Below are 26,969 nucleotides of genomic sequence, written 5' to 3'. Positions count from 1 at the left end.
CGCTAACGCGACTCATCCGAGGCGGGTACAAGATCACGAACCCAGATCAGTAGCTCAGCGATCACCTGATAGAGTTCCGGGGGAATTTTTTCGTCGAGGTCCAGCTGCATGAGCATGCCCACCAGGGCCGGCGCATCATGAATGAAAATGTCATGCTCTCGAGCCGCCTCGATGATGCGCTCTGCCATGTCGCCATACCCCTTGGCGACGAGCTGGGGCGCCTTTTCTCCTTGGCGGTACGCCAGTGCCACCGCCTGGCGTCGACCACCAGGGAATGTCTCGCTCACGCTAGAGCTCCTTCACCCTGCTGGGGCCGCTTGTCCATATTGAGATGAATGGTATCGAAACCGCAGGCCTGCAAGCGCGACCGCAATGAGGCATCTCCTTCCTTGAGCCTTGTTAATACAGCCTCGTCTTCAGCCCTTAACGTGATATCGAGTTGCCTTGGGACAATACTCAATTCCACCTCCAACTTGCCAAGCCCCGCTACCTGCAACGACATCTGGGTCCGCCAAGCGCCCTGGCCTGCGTCTTCTTCAGACTCACCGGAGCCCGGCTGATCACTGTCACCCTGCTTGCCAGCTGGCATCTGCACGATAAGCGCCATGAAAACGCCAGACCAGACATCACCTTCCCAGCGCAACACCGGCGACGGCGCGGCCAACATTTCCAGCTGATGGCGAACCACATTCTGTTGCGCCTCGTCCAACCCATCGGCATTGGCTGGGGCTTGCCCCGATGCCTGAATCGCACGCTCTGCCGCGCCAAGGGGCTGAGTATCGCCCCTCTCTGCACCAGCGCCCTGCGCCGCCAATGCTAGCTGCCCGGCCCCCGCTGGCGCAGATTGCCCGGCTACCGGCTGCGTAAGCGGCGACATATGGGCACCTTGGCTAACCGATGAAGCCCCTGCGGATGGCACACTTCCTGCCAAGGGGGCGCCAGCACCCGCATCTGAGCCGGCGAACGATGCGGACCCAAAGAGGATATTCAGCAAACTGCTATTCGCCTGGGGCGGCGGGAAGGTCAACAGCATGGGCGCTGACGTGATAGGCGTCAGTGGCTGAAAAGCACTACCGGTATTGAAGCGCTGCATCTGTGGTTCCAGCATCAGCTGCTGGCGAGGCATTTCGCCGCGATACCATTTTGACACATGCGATTCGTAGAAGAGGCCACTAGTCTCGATGCTTTGCTGAAGGCGCGACGCCAACTGAGATGCATCCCCCATGTTGGGCGCGGCCACCATCAGCGGCGCTTGAGCGCGCAGGGTAGAGAGCGGAGCGGGGAAGCGATCAAGAACATTGGCGATCGTTTGCGCCGATGCACTGAAATGCGTTTGCGTAGAGGCCGGAAGTTGGCTAGGCGAGCGGGGTTCCGCTGTGCCAGGCAACGCCTGATCTAGCGAACGACCGACTAAGGGCGCCTGGCCGGTTGTTTGGCGAGGGTCGAGCCGCGAATCACTGCGCAATGCCTGAACGGACTCTCCCGGGCTTGTAGGCTTCACCGGCGCATTGAGGTCTTTCGGCACCTGAATATCGACCCGCTTCCCCAGCACTTGATGGAGAAGCGTGTCGATCAAAGGCGTAATGCCGCTCAAGCATCACCCTTCTGGAACCGCGCCGGACCACCGAGAACCCGAGACCCCGAGGTAGCGCGATATGCACTATCAACCGAGCGCTTGCGCTGACTGGTGTTCAGCAAGGCAGCAAGCTCTTCGCGTCGTTTTTCTAGACGACGGCGGATGTCCAGATCGTTCTCCAGAATGCCTTCAAGCAGCAGCGCCTTGCGCTCGCTTTGATTGGCATCCAGCGCTTGGCCGCCTTCCAGTTTCGACAACCGCTCGACGTCGACGACGTAGTCTGCCTCCTCTTCGAGCAGGCGGTTCCAGTCTTCTTCGCAGGCAAAAGCCAGCATCCGGCTCGAACGCTCCCATAGCGCTTCATAACCGGCAATAATGGCGTAAGCGCTGCTGTCTTCCATGATCCGCCGCTCTTTCATGTCATACCTCGCTCGGCCGGGCACCGATATCACGCCAGGCGGAACCAATACTTTCAAGCAACACCGAGGCTTCATCCAGGCGCTCTGGATCATTGCGCAGGTTGGCTTCTATCAGCAGCCGGGCAACATAGTCATAGAGGGACCAGAGTCGCTCGGCAATCTCGCCGCCCTTTTCGGCATCAAGCGAAGACTGCAAACCGTTATAGACGATGTCCAATGCCTTGGAAATGGCAAGGCCCTTCTCCGCCACATTGCCGTCCTGCATATGGATGCGCGCCTTGCGAATCGATGCCTGAGCACCGTCAAAGAGCATGCTGATGAGCTGATGCGGCGACGCCGACATCACGCTGCTTTCCACGCCGACGCGAGCATAGGCCTTGGCTCCCTTGCCGTAGGCAGCGGCCCCTCTCATGGCACTCATAGGTAGTTCCTCATATCCAGCATCTGGGATGGCTGATGTTGTCGGTGCTGCTCAGACGGCTATTTTCTGCCCAGCTGAGCGTTCATATTGTCGAACTGCTGGGTCAGATAACTGCTCGTCGAATTCATGTTGGCGATCATGCTGTCAAGCTGGGCAAACTGAGTACGGTAGCGAGCAATCGTGTCGTTGATATTTTCCTCGGTGCGCGTGTAGCGCTCACCCAAGCGCTCGATAGTGTCTTCAAGACCCTGAGTCGAATTGGCTACCACGCCACCTTCTTCGAGCATGCGCCCCAACACACTATCGACCTGGCCGGCCATACCGCCGGCCTCATCGGCACCGGTGAAAAATTCACTGAGGGCCGCCAGGTCATTGCTGACAGCATCCCCAAGCGCTTCTTCATCGAGTTCAAGCGAGCCATCGACCTGCAGGCTGATGCCGACATCCGAGAGCATCTGGAAGGTGCCGTCTCCGGTATCGCCGCCCAAGACATTGCGAAGCTGAGACTCGACACTGCGAAGCGTGCTATCCCCCAGCAATTCGCCCGCATCGCCGGTTTCTGCATTGAAGCGGGTCAGATCTGCCATTTTCGTCTGTAGCTTGTTGTAGCTATCGACGAAACCTTTTACCGCAGATTCCACGGCACCGTTATCTCGCTCGACCGCAAGGGTCGCGGTACCGGTTTCGGTAAGCGACAGCGTCACGCCCTGTACTGCGCCCTCGACGGTGTTGGACTGGCTGGAGATAGCGATACCATTAACGCTAAGGGCGGCATCTTTGGCCGCGACCGATTGCGTCATGCTGCCGCCCGTGCCGCCGGCACTGTCATAGCTCAGCAGCGCGCCAAGATCACTGGTCGTATCACTGAACGACACGTTCATTTCCGACTCTGTACCCGTCGCTTCAGATGTCAGCACCAGTCGATAGGGGTTGGCCGCATCACCATCATTGACGATTGAGGCCTGTATACCCGCGCCAGAGGCATTGATGCTGTCTCGCACATCCTCCAAAGAGCTATCGGCCGCGATATCGATCGTCGTGTCGGCACCAGTCCCTACGCTCAAGGTTAGCGTCCCGGCGGAATTCAATGATCGAGTAGCATCATCAATACCATCGGCGGCCAGGCTCTGAGCTCTGGCGAGCTGAGTCACTTCGATATCGTAGCGACCAGGCGCCGCATCGCTGCCACCCGCTGCCGTTACGGCGCTGCCGGTCACCTCGCTGGTCACGCCCTGAAAGAACTCAGCGTTATTCAGCTTGGCGGCGGCATCCTGAAACTGCGACAGCGAACTTTCCAGCTGACCATAGGCCGATATCTTCGATTGATAACTACGCTGCTGCTGTGTGATGGGCGCGAGCTTTTCACGCTCGGCGCTTCTGAGCTGATCCAAAAGCCCATTGAGGTCGAGCCCCGAGCCAATGCCCAGTGATGAAATTGACGCCATGCCGGTGCCTCCTGTTACGAGCCATTCTGCCAACTACAGCGTCACCGCAAGGGAGCGAATAGCCTGTCTAATTACCGTTAATTCAAATATCGACACCCAGCCCGAGAACTTTAGGAACGTTGCTGGCTATCGTCATGGTTATTTAAAAGAGCTTGATCTATAAAGGGATACTGGCGGAAGGCACGGCGAGCGTCTCGACTGGCCTGCCCAGCAACGTAAGCGCTCGCTTCTCAATCACGGCGCCCATCTTCCTGGTGGGCGCAGTCGGGCTATCGGTCAACTGCACACGGGCAGGCTGGCCTCGCTCATCAAGGCTTAACACCCAGGCAAGCTCGCCTCCCGCATAGCGCACCAGCGAGCCGACCGGCGCAATGCCAAAGTGTCGAATATAGCGCTTCACCCAACGCTGATCGAACTGATGCGGGTGACCAAGCAGGTGTTTGTAGATGGCATCAATCGACCAGGCCTCACGGTCAGCGCGATCACGGCCCATCGCATCGATAACATCAACGACCGCCATCAGCCGTGACAGCTCGTGCAGCTTATCGCCCTGCAAGCCCCTTGGGTAACCGCTGCCATCCAGGCGCTCATTGGCACCGGTGACAACCGCCTGCATGACCGCCCGAGAAAGCCAGGTACAACCCGCAAGAGCCTCCATCACGCGCCCCACGTGAACATGCAGTTCACGGTACTGATCAGCATCCAGCGACGTCGCTTCACGCAACGCATCAGGCAGCAGCGACTTGCCAAGATCATGCACCATGGCGCTCGCCAGCAGTGCCTTGCGTATTTCATGTGGCATCGCCTGTTGCCCGGCAATATCGGCCAAGCGCACAGCAACAGCCAACCCATGCTGAACCAGCGCTGAGTCACGCTGCATGCACACCAGCGCAAACAGCATGGCCTCGCGATCCTCATCGAGCAGCGCCAATAAGCGATCAGCATGGCGTGACAACTGCACGGAATCGATGCGACGCCCCTGCTTTATCGCAAAGAGCTGGTTATCAAGATAGGCGGCCAGTCGTGCCAATCGCTGGGCCATGGGCGTGGCATACTCCACCTCCTGGCTCGCCGTGGTGGGTGCGGGGCGCCGCTCAGCGGCCTGGAACAACGGAGAAGGCGCTTTGTCGGGATGCCTTCCGTCCTGAACCGCTCTTGCGCGTCGGGCCGTTTCACGCTCGATCTCACGCACGAAAAACCATAGCTGCCGCTCTTGCTCGGCATTGCGCGCCACGAACTCGAAGCCTGCAAACAGAACCTGCCGCTCCATATCTGAAGCGTCATGGCGCAATGCGCCACTGACCACCAACTGGCTGTTATTGGGAAAGACCAGTTTCAGCTCGATGGTCGATGGCGCCGATGCCAGCAGCGAGCCCTTACCCAGCGGCAGAACCACCAACGCCCCCTCAAGCGACAGGTTCTTGAGGGCTCCCTGCAAAGGCTTTGGGGCTTTCTCATGGTGCAGCATCACCTTTGCATCCATGCTGGCACTCAGCTCGGCGCGAAAATTATCCCGACGCTGCAACACCTCCAGGTGCTCAGGGTAAGGCACTTCACATAAAAGCCGCCCTTCGACTTCGTAGGTCTGTGTAACCGCCAATACCGGCGTACGTACGAGCTTCGCTCTTGCCTGCCCCAGCAACCGAAAACCCAGCCCTCGCTTGAGCTCCCCCGCCACTTCGCGAATCGCACTGATATCAAGCACCAGCGACTCATCCGCGCGAACATCCATCAACAACACGGGCAGCGGCTCGCTCCCGGGCCTATCCAGCATCAGCGAAGCGCCTCCCGGCTCGCTTAATACCTCCAGAAGTTCCTGCATCTCGCGTGCATTGCTTACCGGCTTGTAATCGCCACCTGCTTCTGCCATCCCATCCTCATCTTATCGATTGCACTGCCCGCGCTAAGCTCATGGCGCGTGCAGAAACGTCCATGTGCGTCATATCGGCTTGATGTCACGAAACTTTATTGGTTAACGCCGCGGGGCCGCGACTTTTATAAGCGATTCGAACCGCCCCTCAGAGGAAAAGCTCAGCCGGTAATAGCCTTCCACGCCCTCCTTGCCCACTACCCTGCTCAGGGCACTAGCCGGAAATGCCACGCGGCGCCCATCCAGCGCCTGGGCATATACCTGCTGCACCTGCCCCTGGTAGTAATCAAGGCACTGCTTGTAGCTAAGGCTCAGCCAGATATCAACACTCGGCACCCATCTCTCCTTAATTGCCTGACTTCAGGTTGGGTATTCCACTCTTCAAGCATCGCCCCACCTGGCAGACACGCCTTAAATAGCGCACTAGCGTAGCACCATCTGATTCTAATGGCCGCGCGTCTTGAACTCGCCATGCAACAACACGAAATGGACGAAACCCGCGGGGCTGCTGCTAACGAGCCGCTAGACGATCGACCAACGAGCCGCGATAGGCTGACGCAACAACCCTGGCAGCCCGACCTGCAGCTTCTGCCTGAACCATTATCAAAAAATCTGTATTCGGCCCTAAAGCTTTCTCACCCCCTTCCGATAACTAAGGTAACGGCCAACGGCGCCGTTGTGGCAGGCCCGGCATGACTCGATCAGCCGACACCGCGGCCAGCCAATGGAGCCCTCAAAAATAGGAAGGACATCATTATGTCAATGGGAATTAACACCAACATCACCGCGATGATCGGTCAGCAGAACCTCAGCGAATCCAAGAGCGCTCTGACCACCTCCATGGAGCGCCTGTCCTCCGGCCTGCGTATCAACAGCGCCAAGGACGATGCCGCCGGCCAGGCCATCGCCAACCGCATGACTTCTCAGATAACTGGTCTTGGTCAGGCTCAGCGTAACGCCAACGACGGCATCTCCGTCGCACAAACCGCTGAAGGCGCACTGAATCAGGTCAACGACAACCTGCAGCGCGTCCGTGAACTAACCGTGCAGGCACAGAATGGCACCAACTCAGATGCAGACCTTCAGTCCATTCAGGATGAGATTGGTCAACGCCTGAGCGAAATTGATCGTATTTCCGAGGAAACCGACTTTAATGGTGTGAAAGTCTTATCTGACGGAGAGTCACTTTCCATTCAAGTAGGTGCCAACGATGGAGAGTCTATCAGCATTGATTTGCAAACAACCAACTCATCAACACTTGGCCTTGGGGATTTCAGTGTGGCAAAAGGCATTGACACTGCTCAAGTCGCCGCCTCAGCAACTGCAAGCGCAAGGGTGGGTGAAGATCTAAACGTCGTCGTCGGGGCAGATACTGATGGTGCAGGAGATGCAGCAGGAGGCCTTTACGCCTTGGCTGACGGCAGTGGCTATGTTGTCGAGAATACAACAGATGGCACTTATCATACGGCAACGCTCACTGATGACACCGGAAATGGTAACGTTGACGTCGCTTGGGACAGCGCAACTGCCGCTGTAGCTGCCGGGGATGTTGACACATCCAGCGCACTTACCACTGTACAAGCTGATGAAACTTTTACGGGCAGTGACTCAGGCAATGTTTATGCTTATAGCGGCACTGAATCTGGAGCACCAGCGTATGTGATTCAAGATACGAGTGGTGCCGAGACCGCTTATTATGAAGCTGAGATTGCGGAAGATGGGACAGTAACTCGCGGCAATGAACTCGCCGACACCCCAGCCACAGCAGACCCTTTAGCAGCATTGGATAATGCACTTAAAAGCGTGGACCAACAGCGGTCAGACCTCGGCGCCATTCAGAATCGCTTCGAGTCTGCCATCACCAACCTGAGCACCACCGAGACTAACCTCTCAGCGGCTCGTTCGCGCATCGAAGATGCCGACTATGCGACCGAAGTGGCCGACATGACCAAGAACCAGATCCTGCAGCAGGCCGGTACCTCCGTACTGGCCCAGGCCAACCAGCTGCCGCAGTCCGTGCTGTCCCTGCTGGGCTAAACCAAGCGCTAGCAACATGCATGACAACGAACAGGCCTCCATTGGAGGCCTGTTTTTTAGGGACTCGTTGAGGAAGGATCCGGATTAATGACGCGGCCGAACGGCACCATTCCGGCACGCGATATCGTCGACGATATCTTACCTAAGCTGACATCCATTCAGAGCTTCGTCGATCACACTCTGTCGGCAAGCATTCAGCGTCAAGACAATGCCAATGAGCGCAAGCGAGAGGAAAACCTGAAAGCAGAGCTTGAAATGGAACTCACCATCATCCGCATGAATATCGATAACCTCACCAAACGACATGAACCAACAATCTCTCGACTGGGCGTTAGCCGCCAAGCCAGCGGCCCCGAGATTGACATCGACAAGTATGAAGCGGCTGCCATCGAGCATTTAAAGCGACTGCACCAGCGCATTCGCACGCTATACGCCGATTCATAGTGCTTTAATGTTTTCCAAATAATTGGAGATAGCATGCCAGATACTAAAGAGGAAACGTCCCATGCTCCCATGCAGGAAAGCGATTATCAGCGAGTGATTGATAAGCTAGAAAAGCTTATCCAGGACACCAAGCAGCTAATCGAGCGCTTCGACAGCACCGGCATGGATGAAGAAATGCAGGAAGACTACGACAAACTGCTGACCATTTATGACCAGGCAATAAAGGATCAGACCCACTACACTCAGGCGATGCTGAAAGAGTAAGCCTTGTACATCTTTCTAAGGACTACGCCTTGGCGCAAACGTGACGTTCAGTGCCTCTTTCCCTTCAGTGACCCGCCCTTCCGTCTCCACCCCTTTCTCTACCTGTCGGGTCCCCGATGATCGAATCGCCTATAGAAGTTATCCTCTTGCCGCCACAACGCTACACAAAAGCGAAAGCCTACAAGTGTACGATCACTTCGACCCGCCGATTCGCCGAACGCCCCTCTTGCGAGGCGTTACTTGCCAATGGCTGGGTATCGCCATAGCCAATCGCTCTTAGCCGCGCACCGTCGACACCGGCTGCCTGTAGCTGGCGCAGAATGGCGGTAGCACGAGCCGCGGACAGCTCCCAGTTGGACGGATAACGCTCGGTATTGATGTCACGGCTATCGGTATGCCCCTCCACCGAGACGGTGCCATCGTAGCGCTGGATGATACTCACCAGCCGATTGACGACGTCTTCGCCGACTTCCGTCAGATCAGCCGCGGCGGACTCAAACACCAAGCGGTCCTGAATGCGCAGATTGATGCCCTCGGAGACGTTTGAGACTTCAACGCCCTCAAGGCTTGGTAATACTTTGGCGTCAGCAAGCTGCGATTCAATGGCGTCACTCAGGTCAGTGGCTGCTGCCACCGCCACCGACGACAGTCGCACGGTATTAGCCGGTGCAGCGGGGGTAACGACCAGTTCCATGTCGCCCAGTGCTGCCAGGTCCAGCCGCTGATCGAGCATCACGTCAGGCAGTGAAGCGCGCAAGGTCTTGCCTGCCGGAAGCGGGCGCAGCGCTAAAGCACCGCTGTGATCGACCCGCTTGAGCGGGGCCGGTAGATGGTCAAGCAGCGCCAAGGGCTCATAGATATTGCCCGCTGCTTCGCCAGAGACGCCCGCCTCACTCGCTGCCTCTTGATGACGCCAGGACTGGATGGCGCCAGCAAGCATCAGCGCGCCTTCGGTGTGCACTCGCGGTGCATCCGTCGCTGCGGCTCGTTGGCTGTTGATACCCAGGGCGACCACGATTGCCTCGGGCGCCACACGCTCGGCGAGCGCCGGCTCCGGCTTGCTTTCTGCGCTGTTGGCCGCCGCAACCGCCAGCAGCAACGCAAATAGTGCGACCAGCAGGGTCATGACATCGATATAGCTAAGCATCCAGACGCCGCTGGTATCTTCCGCCACGCCATCCTCGAGAATCTCGTGCTTGTTGACCCTACTGCGCTTTGCTTCACGCATGCTTTTGCGCCTTCCTTAGTGTCTTCGGCATGAGCATCTTCGGCATGCGTCGGCGAGGCTTGCCCGCTGTAACGCCGGCCTCAAGCTCATCACCTAAGTCATCCCCCAGGCCGTCGCGCAGTTCATCGCGGTGGGTGGCCATCAATGACTTGAGGGTTTCTTCAATGAATGAAGGCAGGCGGCGACGCGACATCAAGGAGACACCTTCGAGAATCATGTTCATCGCGATCAAACGTTCTTCGGTACGACGCTCGAGCTTCACGGCAATGGGCTTGAAGATCAGGTTGGCCAATACGATGCCGTAAAAGGTCGTCAGCAGGGCCACGGCCATGCGCTCGCCAATCACGCCGATCTGGGCGGCGTCCATGCCTTCCAGCATATTCACCAGCCCGACCAGGGTACCGATCATGCCAAAGGCTGGGGCGTAGAGTGCCATGGTGCGAAAAATCTGCGCCTCGGCCCGCTCGCGGGCCTTGAGCCGAGCGATTCGCCAACTCAACAGGTCGATGATCTCTTCTTCACGGGTATTGTCGATGACAAGCTGAATACCGGTGCGCATGAAAGGGTTGCGCAGGGTATCCAGGCGCTTTTCGACCCCGCGTACGTTCCCCGAGAACCAGAGCTTGGCGAGGCTGACCAGCTCCTGAAGATCCTCTTCAACGCGGCTGTTCTCACGGCGAAATACCAAGCCTACCAAGCGCACGACCCTGACGACTTCGCGCAGCGGATAGCTGATAAAGGTCGCGGCCAGCGTGCCCGTCAGCACGATGGCAAGCCCAGGCAGGTTGATGAAGCTTGACGGTGCCTCGGCACTCAGCAGCAGCACACTGGCCAGCATCATCAGGCTGGCCGCAATACCAATCAGGGTGGAGGGGTTCATGGTCTGTGTATCCGCCTGGGTCGCTAATAAGGAAATGAGACGCTTGAATTCAGCGCGCCGGAGAGGCCACATGCCTTCGAGCTTGGCTTGCCCGCTTCCGGCTATTACTAAAAGGCTCTTGCTAAAGGGCTCTTGCTAAGGGGTTCTCGCTAAAGGTTTCGCCTGTCACGCCGATACATGTCGTTGAGTACAAGAATAACCACAGCACATGAAGGACGCTTCGCCATGACGTCACCGATCAATGAATCAGGTTCACTATCGGCCACTTCCTCATCGGCCCTCACCCCCTCATCGGCGCTTGATGAACTCACGCCCGGGCAGCGCATAGACGGTGCGCTTGCCCACCTCTCACTGCTTGGCCAAGACAGTGACAGTGACAGTGACAGTGACAGCGGCATCACACCAAGCGCGGGAACATCAATGCCTCCCGGTGCCGGCGAGCTCATCGCACCGCTTCAGCGCATCAATGAGGTCATGCGCAGCTACGGGCTCGAATTCACCCTGAACGAGCATCCGTCTCGCGTGGTGACCCGTATCGTCGATCGGGCCAGTGGCGATGTGATCCGCCAGATTCCCTCTGAAGAGGTGCTGCAGATTGCCAAGCGCCTGAATGAAATGCAGGGGCGGCTTATCAACCTGGAGGCCTAGGCTAGATCAGCAAAGAGCCTGCGCTCGGCTATAGGCGTTAAACAATCAGTTCGAGCGCCCCCTGCCAACCTACTCCATTACCGCCTGGCTGATGAACGCGGCCTAATAGACCTTACGACAAGAGCCGACTATTAGACCTGCATGTTCATCACGTCCTTGTAGGCCGTCACAAGGCGGTTTCGCACCTGCACGCCCATATCAAAGGCGACGCTTGCCTTCTGCATATCGACCATCACGTCATTCAACGCAACGTTGCTGTCACCGGACAGGAAGGCCGTGCGCTTGCTGGCGGCCGCCTGCTGCATCTCGTTGATGCGCTGAAGCGATGAATTCAGCTCGTCGGCAAAACCGCCCTGGCCAACAGAGGTGGACACGGACTGACCCTTGAGCTGTTGACCGCTGGCCTCAGCGGACAGGCTGTGCATCTGTTGCAGCATCGACTGAATCGAGGGGGAACTCATGGACATAGCCTCGCCTTGGTAGTGGTGCCGCTACTCTAGCAGCCCACCTTGTGGGTCCATGCGGGCAATTGGCGATAAAAGCAGGGGCTTTTCTGACCTTTGTAGTGGCCATAGCTGCGGATAATAGCGTTCATCAAAGTACCAACCAAAACGCTGTTGGCGAGAGCAGTACTGACGAAAACAGTCTTAGCGAGATAGCGCTGCCCGAAATAGCACCGCCCGATTCGGGACGGACACCCGCGATGAACGGATCCTGACATGCCTTCTGCCCACATCATTGAGCACATCACGACAAGCACTGCCGATCGCTGCCGGAGGCCTTCATGAGCAACGGGGCCACGGCCACCGATTCCGCACGCCAGGGCAACACGCCCTCTTCCAAGGCCTCGGGGTCCAAGACCTCAGACAGTGCGTCTCAACCTGCGGTTGACCGGATCAAGGATCAGCTGAAGAGCAATCCCATGATCCCGCTGTTGATCGCCCTTGCCGCGGTGATCGCAATCGTTATCGCCTTGCTGATGTGGGCCCAGTCCCCCAACTATCGGGTGCTTTATAGCAACCTGAGCGAAGCCGATGGGGGTCGCATCATCAGCGAGCTCGACAGCCGCCAGGTACCCTACGAATTTGGTGCAGGCGGAAGCGCCCTGCTGGTGCCCAGCGACAAGGTCCATATGTTGCGCCTGCAACTGGCCGAACAGGGACTTCCTCAGGGGGGCAATGTCGGCTTCGAGATCATGGACAACCAAGCCTTTGGTATCAGCCAGTTCGCCGAACAGGTCAACTTCCAGCGCGGCCTGGAAGGTGAGCTGGCAAGTTCCATGGAAGCGCTGGGCCCCGTGTCCAAGGCCCGTATCCATCTGGCCATGGCCAAGCCTTCGGTGTTCGTCCGCGAGGAGCAGCCGGCCAAGGCCTCGGTGGTGCTGACGCTGCAACCCGGCCGCGTACTCGGTGAAGGTCAGATCACGGCGATCATGCACATGGTGTCCAGCAGCGTGCCGGACCTTGCCACCGAGAATGTCACTGTTGTCGACCAGGACGGTCGCCTGCTGTCACAACCCGGTGGCTCCAGCAGCGATCTTAACGGCACGCAACTTGACTATATCGCCGAGGTGGAAAACTCCTATCAGCGTCGCATAGAGAGCATCCTCAACCCGATTCTGGGGAGCCAGAATATTCATGCGCAGGTCGCCGCACAGATCGACTTTTCGCGTCGCGAAGAAACTGCCGAGCGCTACGGGCCTAACCAGGCGCCCAATGAAGCCGCCATTCGCAGTGCGCAGACCAGCGGCACCTATACCGGTGGCAACCAACTCGCTCAGGGGGTGCCGGGGGCGCTCACCAACACCCCGCCGGGCGCCGAAGCATCACCAATCGATCAGGCCGACGCTGAGGCCGGTGCCAATACCGAAGAAGGCGATCCCCCCAGCCGCTTGAGTCAGGACAACGTCATCAACTACGAAGTTGATCGTAACGTCGCCCATATCCAGCATCAGCGCGGCCAGATCGAGCGCTTGAATGTGGCGGTGGTGGTCAACTATCGCCAGCAAATGAATGACGAAGGCAATATGGAGATGGTGGCGCTAAGCGACGACGAAATTGCCCAGATCGAGCGCCTGGTACGCCAGTCCATGGGCTTCTCGCAGGCCCGTGGTGATGCGATCGAAGTGGTCAACAGCCCCTTCACCCAGCAGAGGAATGAAACCGTTGAGCTTGCTTGGTGGCAGCAGCCGGATCTTCAGCAGCTGGCGTTCAGCCTGGGACGCTACCTGCTGGTAGGCCTCGCCATCCTGTTGCTGTACCTGCTGATTCTGCGCCCGCTGATCAAGCGCCAGACGGCACAGCCGACGCTGCAAGGACCGGGCTCCACCATCAGCACCGCCGTGGGTCAGGATAGTGACGATGGCGATACCGGAGCAGTCGCAGACGTTGAAGAAAGCCCAGCAGAGACCTACTCGGCTCCCAGGCGTCCGCGCAAGTCTTCGAGCTATGAAAGCAACCTTCAGGAGCTTCGTGAGTTGGCACAGGAAGACCCCCGCCTGGTCGCGATGATCGTACGCAGCTGGATGAAAAACGATGAGTAACAGCACCGCGAGCACAATGAGCGGCGCCCGCCGTGGCGCCATCCTGATGCTGTCACTGGATGAAGACAGCGCCGCCGAGGTCTTCAAGTACTATTCGGCCCGTGAGATCCAGGACATCAGCCAGGAGATGGCCAACCTGGGCCAGATCTCGCATGAGGATATGCGTCGGGTGCTCAACGACTTCCAGAAGGAAATCGATGAGTTCGCCTCCGTCAACATGAATTCCAGCGATCATATTCGCTCGGTGCTGACCAAGGCGCTGGGTAGCGAGCGGGCCACCAGCCTGATCGAGGATGTGCTGGAATCCAAAGGCACCACTTCCGGCATCGATGCCCTGAACCTGATGGAGGCCTCGGTGGTATCCGAAATGATCCGTGACGAACATCCGCAGATCATTGCCACCATCCTCGTGCACCTCGAGCGGCCCCAGGCGGCCGACATCCTGGAACTGCTCGATGACAAGCTGCGTAATGACGTGGTGCTGCGTATCGCCACCTTCAGCGGCGTTCAGCCAGCAGCCCTCCAGGAGCTGACGGAAGTGCTCGGCAATATGCTCGACGGCCAGAACCTCAAGCGCAGCAAGATGGGCGGCGTGAGAACGGCCGCCGAGATTCTCAATCTGATGAACTCCAGCCAGGAAGAGACCGTCATCGAGACAGTGCGTGCGCACAGCGAAGATCTTGCTCAGCGCATCATCGACGAAATGTTCCTGTTCGAGAACCTCGAGGATCTCGACGATCGCGGCATCCAGATGCTACTCAAGGAAGTCGAAACCAACTCCCTGGTGGTGGCACTCAAGGGCGCGCCAGACACCCTCATGGAAAAGTTCATGCGCAATATGTCCCAGCGTGCAGCCCAGTTGATGCGCGAGGATATGGAAGCCCGTGGCCCGATCCGGCTTTCTCAGGTCGAAACCGAACAGAAAGCCATCCTGCAGGTCGTCAGGCGCCTCGCGGACAATGGCGAGCTGGTACTGAGCGGAGGAGACGACAGCTATGTCTGATCCTGATCGCCGTCAGGACAATCAATGGCGAACCTGGCAGATGGATGAGCTCCGCGAGCAGGCTCGCTCCAGCTCAGGCGCCTCGTCGGCTGAGCTTGAACGCCAGGCAAGAATTCGCCGACGTGCCCAGGAACATCAGGCGGCCCTCGAGGCCGAGCATCAGCGCGTTCGCCAACAAGCCCAGGAAGAAGGCTACCGCGAAGGTTTCGAAGCCGGTCGCACGGAAGGCCATGCCCAAGGGCTAGAGGAAGGCCGTGCACAGGGCGAAGAAGAGCTTAGCAAGCAGACCCGAGAGGTCATTGCGCCGTTGGCGCCTCTGGCATCCCGGTTCGGGGAGGCGATCGCGCAACTGGATGAAGAGATCGCCGATGCGCTGGTCAATCTGGCACTCGCGACCGGCCGTCAGCTGGCGGGCGATGCCTTGAAGGCCTCGCCTGAACAGATTCTCGAGATCGTGCGTGAGTTGATCCACGTTGAACCGGCGCTTTCCGGCAAGCCCAGGCTGTGGCTGCACCCGGATGATGTACCCCTGGTAGAAGAGCAGCTGGGCAACGAGCTGGAGAGCGCGGGCTGGAAACTGCAGCCTGACGACCAGCTCAGCCGCGGTGGCTGCCGCGTGACCAGCCAAAGTGGCGAGCTGGATGCCAGCTGGGAGACCCGCTTCGAGGCCATCGCCGAGCAGATTCGCCACCGGTTGCCTGGTCATCCGGCCTCCCCGCAGGAGCCAGACAAGGCACAGGAGTCCGACGCATGAATACCGCTTCGCGCGTGACCACGCACCAGGCCCGTTGGCGAGAGACCCTCGACCGGGTCGTGGCGCGCGTTGAGGCATTGCCGAACTATCGTGCCAGCGGTCGTATCATTCGTGCCACGGGCCTGGTTCTCGAGGCCGTGGGGCTTCGCGTGCCCCTGGGCAGCGCCTGTCGTATCGAGCTGGGCGCGGAAAACCCGCAGACCAAGTCCCGCTACGCCGAGGCCGAAGTCGTCGGGTTTTCTGGCGAAAAACTCTTCCTGATGCCCTTGGCAGAAATCAGCGGCCTGACACCGGGTGCCCGTGTGCTGCCCCTCGGTGATGGTGGCGCACGAAGTGCCAGGCGCTTCCCGCTGGGCGAGTCCTTGCTGGGACGCGTGGTCGATGGCAACGGCAAGCCACTCGATGACGCCAGACCGCTTCAGGATGTTCCGCATGCGCCGCTTGCCACGCCACCGCTGAACCCGCTGTCCCGCGCCCCCATCGATACCCAGATCGATGTCGGTATCCGCGCCATCAATGCCCTGCTCAGTGTCGGGCGCGGGCAGCGCATGGGCCTTTTTGCCGGCTCGGGCGTCGGCAAGTCGGTTCTGCTGGGCATGATGGCGCGTTATACCAAGGCTGACGTGATCGTCGTCGGCTTGATTGGCGAGCGTGGCCGGGAGGTGCAGGACTTCATCGATAACATTCTCGGTGAGGAAGGGCGTAAAAGATCCGTCGTGGTGGCCGCCCCCGCCGACACCTCGCCCCTGCAACGCTTGCAGGGGGCGTCTTACGCGACTCGCCTGGCCGAAGGCTTTCGTGACGAAGGCAAGGATGTGCTGCTGATCATGGACTCCCTCACCCGCTATGCCATGGCACAACGCGAAATCGCCCTGGCGATCGGTGAGCCGCCGGCGACCAAGGGCTACCCCGCTTCGGTCTTTGCCAAGCTACCCGGGCTGGTCGAACGGGCCGGCAATGGCAAACGTGGTGGCGGCTCGATCACCGCCTTCTATACGGTATTGACCGAGGGCGACGATCAGCAGGACCCCATTGCGGATTCCGCCCGGGCGATTCTGGATGGCCACATCGTGTTGTCCCGTGCCCTGGCCGAGGCGGGTCATTACCCCGCCATCGACATCGAGGCTTCTATCAGTCGTGCCATGAGCGCCATCACTGATACGGCGCAACAGCAGCAGGCGCGACACTTCAAGCAGCACTTTTCGCGCTACCAGCGTAACCGTGACCTGATCAGCGTCGGGGCCTACAGCCCAGGGCATGATCCTCAACTGGATCACTCTGTTCAGCTGTTCCCGCATCTGGAGCAGTTCCTGCAGCAACAAGTCGAAGAACGTGCTGACGTGACACAGGCCAGGCAGTCACTGTCGGCCATCGTGGGAGGTGGAAAATGAGCGCATCCTTACCGCTAGATACGTTGACCGAGCTGGCCAAGGAGGCCCGTGATGCCGCCGGCCAGACGCTTGCCAACGAGCGTCGCTCACAGCAGCAGGCCGCGACTCAGCTGGATACGCTTCGCCATTATCGCCTGGAGTACGCGACACGGTTACAGGACGCGATGCGCAAGGGGATCGACCCCGCCACGCTGCATAACTATCAGCGCTTCCTGCTGTCACTCGACGATGCCATCGAGCGGGCCCGCTCCGCTGTGGACAATCACGCTCAGCGGGTTGAGGGCTGCCAGCAACATTGGCGAAAGGAACAGCAACGCTTGTCGTCCTACGACACCCTGGCGAGCCGTCGCCAGGAAACGGCTCGGCGGAACGAGCAGCGCCAAGAACAACGTCACAACGATGAAATGAGCAACAATAGCCTGCTGCGCCGCGCATCCGACGACGAGCGCTCATAGGAGACCATATGGGTATCATCGATTTTATCCCCACGTCTGCGCCCAGTTCGGGCAAGCTCGCAGGACGGCAGGCCAACGACACTCAACAAGGCGGATCGCAGGACTTCGGCACGCTGCTCGCCAAGCGTCAAAGCCAGGGCGATGTCGCCTCTAGTAGCGCAAGTCCAGGCACCAAGACGTCGCAACAGACACCTCTGGAAGGCTTGAAAGAAGCCCTATCGACGTTGGGCGCCAAGCAGAAAGAGGCCCTGAGCGATCAACTCGAGCAGGACCCGGCTGCACTTGAACGCCTGAGCTCATCACAACAGGAGGCACTGGTCTCTCTGCTCGAGGCGCAATCACTGAGTGATGAGGCCGCGCAGGAGCTGAACGCCGCGCTCTCGGCTCTCGGCTCGATACCACAGGATGCAGACAGCCCGCTTGCCAAGGCACCTGAAGCGCCGAAAGATTGGTTCAATGCGGCCGACGCTATCGCCCCCGGCGATACCACGCAGGCGCCCGACGGTGGCGATGCCCCGCTCGCTTTGTCGATGATTGCTGAGCGGATGAACCTCATCGACCAGGCCGGCCACTCGACAGGCACCACGGGTCAAGGTGACAGAATACCTGTCGTCGGTGACGGTTTGACGGCGGGCAACGCACGACGGGAACAGACCGCGCTTCATCAAGCCTCAATGAATGCAGACTGGCTGAGTCGCAACGCCATGGCACAAGCCGTCAATGAGTCGGCGTCTGCCAGCCGTCAAGGTGCACCCGCCGTGATGGCGGATAATGCCGCAGCGGCGCTGTTGGCAGAAGGAAGCGAGGCGCGCGGGGCTTTGCTTAACTCACCCTCAACGGCTACGGATACGCTGGCACTATCGGCAAGTGATCGCCTCAATGGTATCGCCGCCGCAGCACCGAGCTCATCAGCCATCGCCAGCGCTGCTCAAGCCCAGGCTGGCGGTGGCGCACTAACGGCTCCGGTTGCCACCCAGCAGTGGCAGCAGCAACTTGGCCAGCAGCTGATCGGCATGGCGCAGCGCGGTGAGCAGCAGATGGAATTGAAACTGCACCCGACCGATCTCGGCCCGCTGTCGGTGACTCTCAAGGTCGCTGAGAATGGTGCCCAGGCTCAGTTCCTGTCGGCTCATTCACAGGTTCGCAGCGCGCTCGAGCAAGCCATCCCCCAGCTTCGCGAAGCGCTTGCGCAGCAGGGCATCACCCTTGGTGATACCTCGGTCGGGCATCACGCCTCCGGACAGTCTCAGGAGCAGGGCTTCGCCGGGCGCCAACCCTCGGCCAATGGTCTTGGTGAGATCGATGACAGCGGCATGGAGACCTCTTCGGTGCTGAGCACGCAAGGCTCACAGGATGCCTCGCTGCTGGATGGGCGCGTGGATCTTTACGCCTGATCACGCCCTGAACACACCTGCGACAATGGGCGGTCTAAAGCTGCTTGAATGACGACTCATCGTTACCCTACGTAAACCGCTGACATGAGCCAGCCTTGATGAAGCGGTAACGATAAGCCGGTCATGATAAATCGCCGGTCATGATAAACCGATAGTGACGCCCCGTTCCAAGATGCAACACACAACGGGTGCTGCACCTGGCGACTGCCGGGCGACAAAATAGTGAGATACGCACGTTACGGTGGCCTATTCAGGCCACTGTTTTGTTTCTGTAGCCTTCATACTTCTTGCCCATCAGGCCTCATTACGAAAACGGCGGACTAAATGGCGAACTCTTCGACCTCTTCAGGAAAAAAATGGCTGCTGATCGTGTTGCTGATGGTTCTTGTATCATCCGCCACAGCGGCCGGCGTATACCTTTTGCTGGATCGCAGCAGCCAGGCAGAGGCCGCTGAACCAGAGCCCGTCGCCGCCCCCGAGCCCATTTTCGTCAAGATAGATCCGTTCACGGTGAACATTAGTGGCGATGAATATGGCAACCGCCTGCTTTACGTCGGCCTTACCCTGCGCGTTGACAATGAGCAGACACGCAAGCTGCTGACCAGCCATATGCCTCAAGTACGCAGCCGCATGCTGATGCTGTTTGCTGACCAGAGCGCCCAGGAGCTGACCTCTCCCGACGGCAAGTCCCGGCTGGCAGCCCAGGTCATGGGGCTGTTTGATGTCCCTCTGGCCGACCCACAACCCGAGCTGGCGATCAGTGATGTACTGTTCACCGATTTCATTGTGCAATAACTCATAGTGCCCAATCGCCATGTCTCAAGATGATCTGCTATCGCAGGAAGAAATCGATGCCCTACTGAAGGGAGTCAGCGGCGAGGAAGATAGCGCGCCCGACACCAGCAGTGAATCACGGATAAAGCCCTACGACCCGGCTACCCAGCACAGGGTCATTCGTGAACGCCTGCATGCCCTGGACATCATCAATGAACGCTTCGCGCGGCACTTCCGCATGAGCCTCTTCAACCTGATCAGGCGCAGCGCCGATATCACCGTCGATTCTGTTCGTTATCAAAGCTATAGCGACTTCATCCGCAATGTGCCGGTACCAACCAACATCAACATGATCACCATGAAGCCGCTACGCGGTTCTGCACTCGTGGTATTCCCACCGAGCCTGGTGTTCATGGTCGTCGATAATCTGTTTGGCGGTGATGGACGCTTCGTGACCAAGTCCGAGGGACGTGAGTTCACCAACACCGAGCAACGCATCATCCAGCGCGTCCTCGATCTGGCACTCGAGGCCTATCAGGAGTCTTGGAAATCGGTCTACCCACTTGAAATCAGCTACTTGCGCTCCGAGCTGCAAGCGAAGTTTGCCAATATCACCAACTCGCCAAACGAGATCGTGGTGAATACCACCTTCCACCTGGAAGTGGGTAATCTGGCGAGCGATTTCCAGATCTGCATGCCCTACTCGATGATCGAGCCGCTGCGGGATACGCTGACCAACCCCCACAACGACAGTTTTGATAGCGGTGACAAGACCTGGACCAAACGCATGGCCGGCGAGATACGCCAGTCTGAAGTCGAGCTTGTCGCCCAGTTTGTGGATATTCCGTCGCGCATTGCTCGCGTCATGAGCCTCCAGGTGGGCGATGTGCTACCCATGGAACTGCCGCAAACCGTGACCGCCAGTGTGGATGGCGTGCCCGTCATGGAGTGCGATTACGGCAGCCAGCACGAACAACGCGCGCTACGCATTCTGCGCCTGATCGACCACGCCTCAATGTCCAGCAACACTACGGGTGCCTTCGTCAAGGGATCCAAGACATCCAAGGAAAGTAACGATGAGTGACCCGAAGAATCCCGATCAGAACTCGCTCCCCGATGATTGGGCCGACGCCATGGCCGAGCAGGAAGATGCCGACGCTTCGGGTAGCGATACCGCGGCCGATGACGATCCGTGGGCGGCTGCGCTCGCCGAGCAGGCGGATAGCGAGGAAGTAGCACCAGAAGCCAAGCAAGCGCCCTCGGCCAGCGAGAAAGTCTTTCGTCCACTGGATGGTGGCGGAGACGGTGGTGCAGCCCGTGATCTCGAAATGATCATGGATATCCCGGTCAAGCTGAGCGTAGAGCTTGGCCGCACCAAGATCACCATCAAGCAGCTGCTGGAACTCGCACAGGGCTCGGTCATCGAGCTGGATGGATTGGCCGGTGAACCCATGGATATCCTGATCAACGGCTATCTCATCGCTCAGGGCGAAGTCGTGGTCGTCGATGACAAGTATGGTATCCGTATCACCGAGATCATCACGCCGTCAGAGCGGGTGCAGAAACTCAACCGATGAGCGAGCAAGCCCCTACCAGCAACTCGGTTGCCGACGTTTCAACGACCGGCTTCGATACCTTGACGCCCAGCAGCGATAGCCTTATCGGTCTCGCGGCTGTCGGCAAGGTCGGCCTGGCGCTTGCGCTGATCCTCGGGGTCATCGTGCTGGGTAGCTGGCTGATACGCCGCCTGGGGCCGAACAGCACCCGTGCGGGACGGGGCGTGAAGGTGATCAGCTCTGCAGCGGTTGGGCAGCGTGAGCGGGTGGTTATCGTCGAGGTCGAGGATACCTGGCTCGTACTCGGAGTCGGCGGTGGCCAAGTCAACAAGTTGCATGACCTCAAGGCGCCATCGACTGCGCCGACCCCCTCTGCGGACAAGGCCTCTTCCGGCGCTGGTACACCGGCGACGTCTGACGTGGCTTCATCACGCGATGGGGATCAAGGATTTGCCGAGCGCTTTGCCAGTGCCCTGCGACACAATACCGGTAGCATGCTGAAAGGCCGTGGCGGACGAGGCGACTCATGAAACCGCTTCATCACGATGGATCGCCATTGAGCAGCTCAGCGCAACGCAGCCGCCCACTCATCGCAGCGGCCTTGTGCCTGTTGGCGCTGATGGCAATGCTGGTGCCCGATACGGCCTGGGCACAATCCATTCCTGGCATCGTGTCGCGGCCGACGCAGGATGGCGGCCAGCAGTGGTCCATCAAGTTGCAGACACTGCTGCTGTTGAGCAGCATGGCCTTTCTGCCGGCTGCCTTGCTGATGATGACCTGTTTCACGCGCATCATCATCGTGCTGGGGCTTTTACGTACCGCCATGGGCACCCAATCAGCGCCCCCTAACCAGGTGTTGCTCGGTCTTGCCCTGTTTCTTACCTTCTTCGTGATGTCGCCGGTGATCAACGATATTTACCAGACCGCCTGGCTACCGATGGCCAATGATGACATCGCCTTCCCGCGCTTCTTCGAACTGGCAAGCCAACCGCTTCGCGAGTTCATGATGGGTCAGACCCGTGAGCCTGATCTGGCGTTGTTTGCAAGGCTTGCTGAAGTCGGCCCCATGCAAGGCCCCGAAGATGTGCCGATGCGGGTGCTGCTGCCGTCTTTCGTTACCAGCGAGCTGAAGACCGCTTTTCAGATCGGCTTCACGCTGTTTATTCCTTTCCTGATCATCGACCTGGTCGTCGCCAGTGTCCTGATGGCCTTGGGCATGATGATGGTGCCCCCGGCAACGATCTCACTGCCCTTCAAGCTGATGCTGTTCGTGCTGGTTGATGGCTGGCAACTGCTGATGGGCTCATTGGCGCAAAGCTTTTACCTATGACACCGGCATCATTAATGCCAATCGGCGGTGCCGGCAAGGCCGCTCAGCTTGAGGAGAAACGTCCATGAGTCCTGAAATGGTAATGAGCATGGCCTATCAGGGCATGCGCGTGACACTGTTCATGGCGGCCCCGCTGCTGCTGACGGCACTGCTCATCGGTCTGCTGGTCAGCCTCTTCCAGGCCGCCACCCAGATCAACGAGATGACGCTGTCCTTCATCCCCAAGATTCTCGGCGTGTTCAGCGTATTGGTGTTGGCCGGCCCCTGGCTGCTCAAGCTGATCACCGATTTCACCCGTGAGCTGATCCAGAATATTCCGCTCATGGTGAGCTAGCCATGGTCGAGGTCACCTTCGCACAACTGCATGGCTGGCTGGTCGCCTTTCTATGGCCCTTCATGCGCCTCTCCGCCTTTATCATGGCATCGCCGCTCTGGGGGCACTCCAGTGTTCCCCGCCAGGCAAAACTGGGTCTGGTGGTGCTCATCTGTGTGGTGATTTCTCCCACCCTGCCCCCCATGCCCGATGTGCCCATCATGTCCTGGGCGGGGTTTGGCATCATGATCGAGCAGCTATTGATCGGCGCCGCACTCGGCGTTGTCATGCATGTGATCCTTGCCACCGTTCAGGCGGCAGGTGACTTTATCGCCCTGCAGATGGGACTTGGCTTCGCGACCTTCTTCTCCCCGGACACCGGGGCCAACACCATGATTCTGGCGCGCATCCTCTACATGATCACGCTGCTGATGTTTCTCGCCGTAGACGGACACCTGATTGCCATCGAGATACTCGCCGATAGCTTCGTGACACTACCGATCGGCATGGGAGGGCTCAATCTCGATGCATTCGACATGCTGGCACGCTTTGGAAGCACCATCTTCGAGGCCGGTCTGTTGCTGGCACTGCCTGTGGTAGCGGCCCTTTTGATCATCAACCTGTCGCTTGGCATCCTCAATCGTTCGGCGCCTCAGCTGACCGTCTTCAATATCGGCTTTCCGATGTCACTCACGGCAGGGGTCTTTCTGCTGATGGTGCTGATGACCGATCTGGGCCGCTTTCTCAAGCATCTTTTCGAAATGGGGCTCGGCTTCATGGAGAGCCTGGTCACGGCCATGGTTCCCCTCAGTTAGGCACCGCCCAGAAGCGCTGAATGCTGGGGAAAGGACTGGGGAAAGGTCACCGGCTGTCATCGCTTGCGTGGCGCCAGGATCGCCATGCCACCATCACGGTTATATCAACCATCAAGCCTCTGCCGGAATCGCTTCCGAGAGGGGCTTGATTAGTGTCGCGATACCCGTAGCGATGACAGCGCCATGGCTTTCTTGGGTCGCCTGAGTTCCTGACTAGATCTGGTCGAACAACGACATGCCCTGAATATCGGCAAAGGATTTCTGGGCCGCCTGTAGCCCGACCTGACGAAGGCTGTACTCAGAAATGGCTTCGACGTAATCCAGATCGACCAGATCCGAGCGCGTCTGTTCGTAGCTGAGCATGCGGTTGTTGCTGACCTGATCGACCACATCCAGCTCATTGAGACGCGCGCCGACTGACGCTCGCACGGTAAGCACGTTGTCCAGGCTGTTATCGAGTTCGCGCATCGATGTGGCGATGGTGTTCTCGAGATCCGCCTGACGACCAGGATCGCCATCGACCGGTGCCTTCAGCACATCAATGGCCGACTTGAGCGTGGCAAAGACATCCTGATTGCCGGCCGATCCATCGGCGGGGTTGATCTCGATACTATCTCCCCCCGCCGCATCAGGCGTGCCCTCCAGGGTGATCGACAAAGCACCACCCCCCACCTCGATGCTTTCACCGCTGGTGTAGGTTTCTACCGGCCCCGTGCTGTTCGTTCCATCAGGGGCAGTGGTCACGACCTGATACTCACTGTCGCTTACAAACTCAATACGATAAGCGTTTTCGCCATAGCCCGGAGCCGAAGAATCCAGCCGGCTAGGGCCTGAAAATGTGACATTTCCATCACCCGCCGCATCACGGGCGGCAGTGGCCACATAGCCCGCACCGCTGGGCACGCTGTTGAAAATGGCATCGCCACTATCTGACACAGGCATCTGACGCGAGGAGTCGATGCGCTGTTCGCGGTTATTGCTGTCACCGATATAGGTAACGTCGCCATTCGCGTTCTGCACGAAAGGCGGCGCGTCATCCCGAGAGCCCCCGAACAGATAGGACCCGTTGCCATCCGTGGCATTGGCCTGGCCAAGCATGGTGTTATAGATGCCCTCAAGCTCACTGGCGACCGACTGCCTGTCGGCATCGCTCAGGGTGCCGTTGGCGGCCTGCACCAACAGCGTCTTGGCACTGCTGATCGCCTGGCTGGCGCTGTTCAGCACACTCTCTTCCTGGGACAGCGAGTTACGAGCGCTGACGCGGGAATCGGTATATTGCTCAGTAATAGAAAGCGACTGAGAGACACCTACCGCCTGGGAGGCCGCCTGAGGGTCATCCGAGGGATTGACCACCCGACGACCGCTGGCAATCTGCTGGCCGACGTTGGTGAAGTCGCTCTGTTGGCGGTTCAAGCTGGTCACGCTCTGCTCGAACATTGTCACGGTACTGATACGCATGATGCAGGACTCCTATGATCAGGTCCGCAAGCCGAGAATGGTGTCGAACACGGTAGACGCCGTTTGAATGACCTTGGTATTGGCCTGATAGAACTGCTGGTAGCGAATCAGGTTGGCGGCTTCCTCATCGAGGTTCACCCCGGATTCCGACTGCTGTACGCCACGCAACTGCTCGGTCAGGCCATTCTGCGCCTCGAGGTTGACCTGTGTGATATTGGTGCGATTACCCACATCGCTGACCATCGATGCATAGGCCTCATTCAAGCTTGCTGAGCCCCCGACCAGTTCACTGCGCTGCAGGTCCTGCAGGGCAAGCGCATTGCGGTTATCGCCGGCCCCGGCCCCATTGAGGTCAAGCCTCAGGGTCTGTCCATCTTCAAGCGTGCCGAGGGTCAGCGTCACGCCATCAACGGTAATCTCGTCACCCGACTGCACGCTGAAGGTCTGATCGGCACCGGTATCGTCAGTGGCCACGATATCGAAGTTGCCTCCACCGGTGTCGCTAACGCTTAGCGACCAGGGGGCATCCCCTGAAGCAAGGGCGTTACCAGGCTCGGCCCTGAAAGAGGTAATCGCCTCGGTATCGCCGTGAACCAGGCTGCCCGCCGCGATCTTGTCCAGGTCGCTGATGGCGGTCTGCATCTCGCGGCCCGCACGGCGCACCGGCTGCACCTCAAAACGATCGCCTTGATCAAGCGATCCCCCATCGAAAGCGATCACGACACCACCAAACGTCAGCTCATCAGAGCCATTGAAGGTGAAGTCACTGCCTGCCGCGAGTTCCTCGCCGGAATCCCGACGCGTGATGGTGAAATCACTGGCCGTGGTAGGAGACGAGGTCTCCACGCGAATTTCATAATCGGTGGCACGCAGGTTGTCGATATCACCAAAGGACGTCGAGGCGATCTCTGCAGTGCCGTCGTTATTGCCATGGGCATAGGCACGCGGCGCACCGATGCTGAAGAATGCCTCGCCGGCATTGCCATCGAGATCGACACCGGCCGCATGCTGTTCATTGAAACCCGCCGCCATAGACACGGCGATCTGGCCGATCTGGTTCTGCGTCTTGTCCAGGGTTTCGCTGCGAAAGTTCATCAACCCCCCCAGGCTACCACCACTAATCCGATCTTCACTGAACTCGATCAGGTTGCCACCGGAATCCTTATACCCCACCACGGTGCGCTGCGGGTCGGCGCTTGAGTCGATGGCCTGCAGCTGGAAGTTCCTGGTACCCGCTACCAGCGGCTGGCCGTTGGAGAGCGTGACGTTGTAGGTGCTGCCGTCCTGAATATTGAGCTCAATATTCAGTCGACCGCTAAGATCATTCACCAACTTGTCTCGCTGGTTCAGCAAGCTGTTGGGCGCTTCACCGTTCTTGGCTTCGGCGAGCACGATCTCGCGATTGAGGGTGGCGAGCTGCTTGGAGGTGTTATTGATCTGGGTGACTTCATCGCCGATCTGCGCGTTGATGCCCTTTTGCATATCCTGAAGGTAGGTATCAAAAGAGCGCACCTGAGCACTCAAGGTGTCGGCATTACCCAGCACTCCCTGACGCGCCGCCGGATCGGACGGGGCACCGGCAAGATCACTCACAGAGGAGAAGAAGTCCTGCATCAGGGGCGAAAGACCCGCGCCGTCATCAGCGAGTAGATTATCGATCTGGCTGATCTGGGTCTGATAGGCCTCAAGCGCGGTCGAGGTGCTGGTCGCATCGTTAAGCTGATCGGCCACATAACGATCGAACTGGCGCTGAATATCGTCGACGTCGACGCCGCCAGAGGCGTTGCCTTCGGAAAGGATCGTCAGCTCCCGGTTGTACCCCGGCGTGTAGACATTGCTGATGTTATTACTGGTCGTATTCAGGGCATTCTGCGCGGCATTCAGGCCGCTAAGGCCGATCGAAAACATGCTCATGACGGGGATCCTTTACATCAATAACCAACATATCGGCC

29 protein-coding genes are annotated in these 26,969 nt (G+C 58.9%); 17 read left to right on the top strand and 12 right to left on the bottom strand.

The genetic code is table 11. The features are described from left to right. Positions 1 to 2: 2 nt before the first annotated feature. The 7 genes from HF027_RS04980 to HF027_RS04950 form a co-directional block, all read right to left on the bottom strand. Entirely contained in the window at positions 3 to 287 is a 285-nt protein-coding gene (locus HF027_RS04980; RefSeq protein ID WP_136255286.1) for an EscU/YscU/HrcU family type III secretion system export apparatus switch protein, read from the bottom strand. Further along, a complete protein-coding gene (gene fliK / locus HF027_RS04975; protein WP_168013462.1) occupies positions 284 to 1,594 on the bottom strand; it encodes a flagellar hook-length control protein FliK in 1,311 nt (436 codons plus the stop codon). The genes HF027_RS04980 and fliK overlap by 4 nt, the downstream gene beginning before the upstream one ends. Then, positions 1,591 to 1,977 (bottom strand): flagellar protein FliT, encoded by a 387-nt coding sequence (locus HF027_RS04970; protein ID WP_168013460.1) that lies wholly within the window; start codon positions 1,975 to 1,977, stop codon positions 1,591 to 1,593. Before HF027_RS04970 ends, fliK begins: the two co-directional genes overlap by 4 nt. Before the next feature lie 19 nt (positions 1,978 to 1,996). Further along, positions 1,997 to 2,416: a flagellar export chaperone FliS gene (fliS, locus tag HF027_RS04965; protein WP_168013458.1), complete on the bottom strand. Its 420-nt coding sequence runs from the start codon at positions 2,414 to 2,416 to the stop codon at positions 1,997 to 1,999. A gap of 59 nt (positions 2,417 to 2,475) precedes the next feature. After that, positions 2,476 to 3,861 (bottom strand): flagellar filament capping protein FliD, encoded by a 1,386-nt coding sequence (fliD, locus tag HF027_RS04960; protein WP_168013456.1) that lies wholly within the window; start codon positions 3,859 to 3,861, stop codon positions 2,476 to 2,478. A gap of 157 nt (positions 3,862 to 4,018) precedes the next feature. After that, entirely contained in the window at positions 4,019 to 5,731 is a 1,713-nt protein-coding gene (locus HF027_RS04955; protein WP_168013454.1) for an HD domain-containing phosphohydrolase, read from the bottom strand. A 102-nt stretch (positions 5,732 to 5,833) separates the two neighbouring features. Further along, the gene (locus tag HF027_RS04950; RefSeq protein WP_168013452.1) at positions 5,834 to 6,067 is read right to left on the bottom strand and encodes a DUF2835 family protein; all 234 of its coding nucleotides are present in this window, start codon (positions 6,065 to 6,067) and stop codon (positions 5,834 to 5,836) included. A 420-nt stretch (positions 6,068 to 6,487) separates the two neighbouring features. Here HF027_RS04950 and HF027_RS04945 point away from each other — a divergent pair, with 420 nt between their 5' ends. The 3 genes from HF027_RS04945 (at position 6,488) to HF027_RS04935 (ending at position 8,476) form a co-directional block, all read left to right on the top strand. Continuing rightward, positions 6,488 to 7,768, top strand: a complete 1,281-nt coding sequence (locus tag HF027_RS04945; RefSeq protein ID WP_168013450.1) for a FliC/FljB family flagellin — start codon at positions 6,488 to 6,490, stop codon at positions 7,766 to 7,768. An 87-nt stretch (positions 7,769 to 7,855) separates the two neighbouring features. Then, the gene (locus tag HF027_RS04940; RefSeq protein WP_168013449.1) at positions 7,856 to 8,212 is read left to right on the top strand and encodes a hypothetical protein; all 357 of its coding nucleotides are present in this window, start codon (positions 7,856 to 7,858) and stop codon (positions 8,210 to 8,212) included. 33 nt (positions 8,213 to 8,245) lie between these two features. Further along, positions 8,246 to 8,476, top strand: coding sequence for a hypothetical protein (locus HF027_RS04935; protein WP_245184524.1), 231 nt, complete (start codon positions 8,246 to 8,248; stop codon positions 8,474 to 8,476). Between the two features lie 178 nt (positions 8,477 to 8,654). Here HF027_RS04935 and HF027_RS04930 read toward each other — a convergent pair whose 3' ends face one another. Together HF027_RS04930 and HF027_RS04925 are read right to left on the bottom strand one after the other, a co-directional pair. Beyond that, positions 8,655 to 9,704 carry an OmpA/MotB family protein gene (locus tag HF027_RS04930; protein ID WP_168013447.1) on the bottom strand — a complete coding sequence of 350 codons (1,050 nt, stop codon included), beginning with the start codon at positions 9,702 to 9,704 and terminating at the stop codon, positions 8,655 to 8,657. Then, on the bottom strand, positions 9,697 to 10,584 hold the full coding sequence (locus tag HF027_RS04925) for a motility protein A (protein WP_168013445.1): 888 nt from the start codon (positions 10,582 to 10,584) through the stop codon (positions 9,697 to 9,699). The genes HF027_RS04930 and HF027_RS04925 overlap by 8 nt, the downstream gene beginning before the upstream one ends. A gap of 225 nt (positions 10,585 to 10,809) precedes the next feature. On the opposite strand from HF027_RS04925, the gene HF027_RS04920 reads away from it, so the two are divergent. Beyond that, positions 10,810 to 11,232 carry a flagellar protein FlaG gene (locus HF027_RS04920; RefSeq protein ID WP_168013443.1) on the top strand — a complete coding sequence of 141 codons (423 nt, stop codon included), beginning with the start codon at positions 10,810 to 10,812 and terminating at the stop codon, positions 11,230 to 11,232. Between the two features lie 131 nt (positions 11,233 to 11,363). On the opposite strand, the gene fliE is transcribed toward HF027_RS04920, so the two are convergent. Next, on the bottom strand, positions 11,364 to 11,693 hold the full coding sequence (gene fliE, locus HF027_RS04915; protein ID WP_168013441.1) for a flagellar hook-basal body complex protein FliE: 330 nt from the start codon (positions 11,691 to 11,693) through the stop codon (positions 11,364 to 11,366). A 323-nt stretch (positions 11,694 to 12,016) separates the two neighbouring features. On the opposite strand from fliE, the gene fliF reads away from it, so the two are divergent. From fliF to fliR, 13 genes are all read left to right on the top strand, one after another. Continuing rightward, positions 12,017 to 13,774, top strand: a complete 1,758-nt coding sequence (fliF, locus tag HF027_RS04910; protein ID WP_168013439.1) for a flagellar basal-body MS-ring/collar protein FliF — start codon at positions 12,017 to 12,019, stop codon at positions 13,772 to 13,774. Further along, positions 13,767 to 14,777: a flagellar motor switch protein FliG gene (gene fliG / locus HF027_RS04905; RefSeq protein ID WP_168013437.1), complete on the top strand. Its 1,011-nt coding sequence runs from the start codon at positions 13,767 to 13,769 to the stop codon at positions 14,775 to 14,777. Before fliF ends, fliG begins: the two co-directional genes overlap by 8 nt. Further along, the gene (gene fliH / locus HF027_RS04900) at positions 14,770 to 15,531 is read left to right on the top strand and encodes a flagellar assembly protein FliH (protein WP_168013435.1); all 762 of its coding nucleotides are present in this window, start codon (positions 14,770 to 14,772) and stop codon (positions 15,529 to 15,531) included. Before fliG ends, fliH begins: the two co-directional genes overlap by 8 nt. After that, positions 15,528 to 16,922, top strand: a complete 1,395-nt coding sequence (fliI, locus tag HF027_RS04895; RefSeq protein ID WP_168013433.1) for a flagellar protein export ATPase FliI — start codon at positions 15,528 to 15,530, stop codon at positions 16,920 to 16,922. Before fliH ends, fliI begins: the two co-directional genes overlap by 4 nt. Further along, a complete protein-coding gene (gene fliJ, locus HF027_RS04890) occupies positions 16,919 to 17,377 on the top strand; it encodes a flagellar export protein FliJ (RefSeq protein ID WP_168013431.1) in 459 nt (152 codons plus the stop codon). Before fliI ends, fliJ begins: the two co-directional genes overlap by 4 nt. 8 nt (positions 17,378 to 17,385) lie before the next feature. Next, positions 17,386 to 18,771, top strand: a complete 1,386-nt coding sequence (locus HF027_RS04885) for a flagellar hook-length control protein FliK (protein ID WP_168013429.1) — start codon at positions 17,386 to 17,388, stop codon at positions 18,769 to 18,771. 324 nt (positions 18,772 to 19,095) lie between these two features. Further along, the gene (gene fliL / locus HF027_RS04880) at positions 19,096 to 19,566 is read left to right on the top strand and encodes a flagellar basal body-associated protein FliL (RefSeq protein WP_168013427.1); all 471 of its coding nucleotides are present in this window, start codon (positions 19,096 to 19,098) and stop codon (positions 19,564 to 19,566) included. A 19-nt stretch (positions 19,567 to 19,585) separates the two neighbouring features. Beyond that, complete coding sequence (fliM, locus tag HF027_RS04875) at positions 19,586 to 20,629, top strand: flagellar motor switch protein FliM (RefSeq protein WP_168013425.1); 1,044 nt, start codon at positions 19,586 to 19,588, stop codon at positions 20,627 to 20,629. Continuing rightward, positions 20,622 to 21,122, top strand: coding sequence for a flagellar motor switch protein FliN (fliN, locus tag HF027_RS04870; protein ID WP_168013423.1), 501 nt, complete (start codon positions 20,622 to 20,624; stop codon positions 21,120 to 21,122). The genes fliM and fliN overlap by 8 nt, the downstream gene beginning before the upstream one ends. Next, complete coding sequence (gene fliO, locus HF027_RS04865) at positions 21,119 to 21,631, top strand: flagellar biosynthetic protein FliO (protein ID WP_168013421.1); 513 nt, start codon at positions 21,119 to 21,121, stop codon at positions 21,629 to 21,631. Before fliN ends, fliO begins: the two co-directional genes overlap by 4 nt. Before the next feature lie 89 nt (positions 21,632 to 21,720). Then, positions 21,721 to 22,431: a flagellar type III secretion system pore protein FliP gene (fliP, locus tag HF027_RS04860; RefSeq protein ID WP_168013557.1), complete on the top strand. Its 711-nt coding sequence runs from the start codon at positions 21,721 to 21,723 to the stop codon at positions 22,429 to 22,431. Between the two features lie 64 nt (positions 22,432 to 22,495). Continuing rightward, positions 22,496 to 22,765, top strand: a complete 270-nt coding sequence (gene fliQ, locus HF027_RS04855; protein WP_136255263.1) for a flagellar biosynthesis protein FliQ — start codon at positions 22,496 to 22,498, stop codon at positions 22,763 to 22,765. A gap of 2 nt (positions 22,766 to 22,767) precedes the next feature. Further along, complete coding sequence (gene fliR / locus HF027_RS04850; protein ID WP_168013419.1) at positions 22,768 to 23,559, top strand: flagellar biosynthetic protein FliR; 792 nt, start codon at positions 22,768 to 22,770, stop codon at positions 23,557 to 23,559. A gap of 213 nt (positions 23,560 to 23,772) precedes the next feature. On the opposite strand, the gene flgL is transcribed toward fliR, so the two are convergent. Together flgL and flgK are read right to left on the bottom strand one after the other, a co-directional pair. Beyond that, a complete protein-coding gene (flgL, locus tag HF027_RS04845; protein ID WP_168013417.1) occupies positions 23,773 to 25,017 on the bottom strand; it encodes a flagellar hook-associated protein FlgL in 1,245 nt (414 codons plus the stop codon). 18 nt (positions 25,018 to 25,035) lie between these two features. After that, positions 25,036 to 26,931 carry a flagellar hook-associated protein FlgK gene (flgK, locus tag HF027_RS04840; protein ID WP_168013415.1) on the bottom strand — a complete coding sequence of 632 codons (1,896 nt, stop codon included), beginning with the start codon at positions 26,929 to 26,931 and terminating at the stop codon, positions 25,036 to 25,038. Positions 26,932 to 26,969: the final 38 nt, after the last annotated feature.

This window comes from Halomonas salinarum, from assembly GCF_012062845.1.
GTDB classification, from domain to species: Bacteria; Pseudomonadota; Gammaproteobacteria; order Pseudomonadales; family Halomonadaceae; genus Onishia; species Onishia salinarum.
The sequence above is the reverse complement of the archived record's forward strand: the minus strand, read 5'-3'. Positions and strand labels throughout refer to the sequence as shown.

What these genes read in the sequence shown, in the direction of transcription:
- fliP (WP_168013557.1), top strand. Translation starts at nt 21,721, where the DNA reads ATGGCAATGCTGGTGCCCGATACGGCCTGGGCACAATCCATTCCTGGC.
- HF027_RS04955 (WP_168013454.1), bottom strand. Translation starts at nt 5,731, where the DNA reads ATGGCAGAAGCAGGTGGCGATTACAAGCCGGTAAGCAATGCACGCGAG.
- fliG (WP_168013437.1), top strand. Translation starts at nt 13,767, where the DNA reads ATGAGTAACAGCACCGCGAGCACAATGAGCGGCGCCCGCCGTGGCGCC.
- HF027_RS04935 (WP_245184524.1), top strand. Translation starts at nt 8,246, where the DNA reads ATGCCAGATACTAAAGAGGAAACGTCCCATGCTCCCATGCAGGAAAGC.
- fliD (WP_168013456.1), bottom strand. Translation starts at nt 3,861, where the DNA reads ATGGCGTCAATTTCATCACTGGGCATTGGCTCGGGGCTCGACCTCAAT.
- HF027_RS04925 (WP_168013445.1), bottom strand. Translation starts at nt 10,584, where the DNA reads ATGAACCCCTCCACCCTGATTGGTATTGCGGCCAGCCTGATGATGCTG.
- HF027_RS04885 (WP_168013429.1), top strand. Translation starts at nt 17,386, where the DNA reads ATGGGTATCATCGATTTTATCCCCACGTCTGCGCCCAGTTCGGGCAAG.
- fliF (WP_168013439.1), top strand. Translation starts at nt 12,017, where the DNA reads ATGAGCAACGGGGCCACGGCCACCGATTCCGCACGCCAGGGCAACACG.
- HF027_RS04930 (WP_168013447.1), bottom strand. Translation starts at nt 9,704, where the DNA reads ATGCGTGAAGCAAAGCGCAGTAGGGTCAACAAGCACGAGATTCTCGAG.
- fliR (WP_168013419.1), top strand. Translation starts at nt 22,768, where the DNA reads ATGGTCGAGGTCACCTTCGCACAACTGCATGGCTGGCTGGTCGCCTTT.
- HF027_RS04940 (WP_168013449.1), top strand. Translation starts at nt 7,856, where the DNA reads ATGACGCGGCCGAACGGCACCATTCCGGCACGCGATATCGTCGACGAT.
- fliO (WP_168013421.1), top strand. Translation starts at nt 21,119, where the DNA reads ATGAGCGAGCAAGCCCCTACCAGCAACTCGGTTGCCGACGTTTCAACG.
- fliM (WP_168013425.1), top strand. Translation starts at nt 19,586, where the DNA reads ATGTCTCAAGATGATCTGCTATCGCAGGAAGAAATCGATGCCCTACTG.
- fliN (WP_168013423.1), top strand. Translation starts at nt 20,622, where the DNA reads ATGAGTGACCCGAAGAATCCCGATCAGAACTCGCTCCCCGATGATTGG.
- HF027_RS04920 (WP_168013443.1), top strand. Translation starts at nt 10,810, where the DNA reads ATGACGTCACCGATCAATGAATCAGGTTCACTATCGGCCACTTCCTCA.
- fliS (WP_168013458.1), bottom strand. Translation starts at nt 2,416, where the DNA reads ATGAGTGCCATGAGAGGGGCCGCTGCCTACGGCAAGGGAGCCAAGGCC.
- fliH (WP_168013435.1), top strand. Translation starts at nt 14,770, where the DNA reads ATGTCTGATCCTGATCGCCGTCAGGACAATCAATGGCGAACCTGGCAG.
- fliE (WP_168013441.1), bottom strand. Translation starts at nt 11,693, where the DNA reads ATGAGTTCCCCCTCGATTCAGTCGATGCTGCAACAGATGCACAGCCTG.
- fliQ (WP_136255263.1), top strand. Translation starts at nt 22,496, where the DNA reads ATGAGTCCTGAAATGGTAATGAGCATGGCCTATCAGGGCATGCGCGTG.
- flgK (WP_168013415.1), bottom strand. Translation starts at nt 26,931, where the DNA reads ATGAGCATGTTTTCGATCGGCCTTAGCGGCCTGAATGCCGCGCAGAAT.
- fliI (WP_168013433.1), top strand. Translation starts at nt 15,528, where the DNA reads ATGAATACCGCTTCGCGCGTGACCACGCACCAGGCCCGTTGGCGAGAG.
- HF027_RS04945 (WP_168013450.1), top strand. Translation starts at nt 6,488, where the DNA reads ATGTCAATGGGAATTAACACCAACATCACCGCGATGATCGGTCAGCAG.
- fliJ (WP_168013431.1), top strand. Translation starts at nt 16,919, where the DNA reads ATGAGCGCATCCTTACCGCTAGATACGTTGACCGAGCTGGCCAAGGAG.
- HF027_RS04970 (WP_168013460.1), bottom strand. Translation starts at nt 1,977, where the DNA reads ATGGAAGACAGCAGCGCTTACGCCATTATTGCCGGTTATGAAGCGCTA.
- flgL (WP_168013417.1), bottom strand. Translation starts at nt 25,017, where the DNA reads ATGCGTATCAGTACCGTGACAATGTTCGAGCAGAGCGTGACCAGCTTG.
- fliL (WP_168013427.1), top strand. Translation starts at nt 19,096, where the DNA reads ATGGCGAACTCTTCGACCTCTTCAGGAAAAAAATGGCTGCTGATCGTG.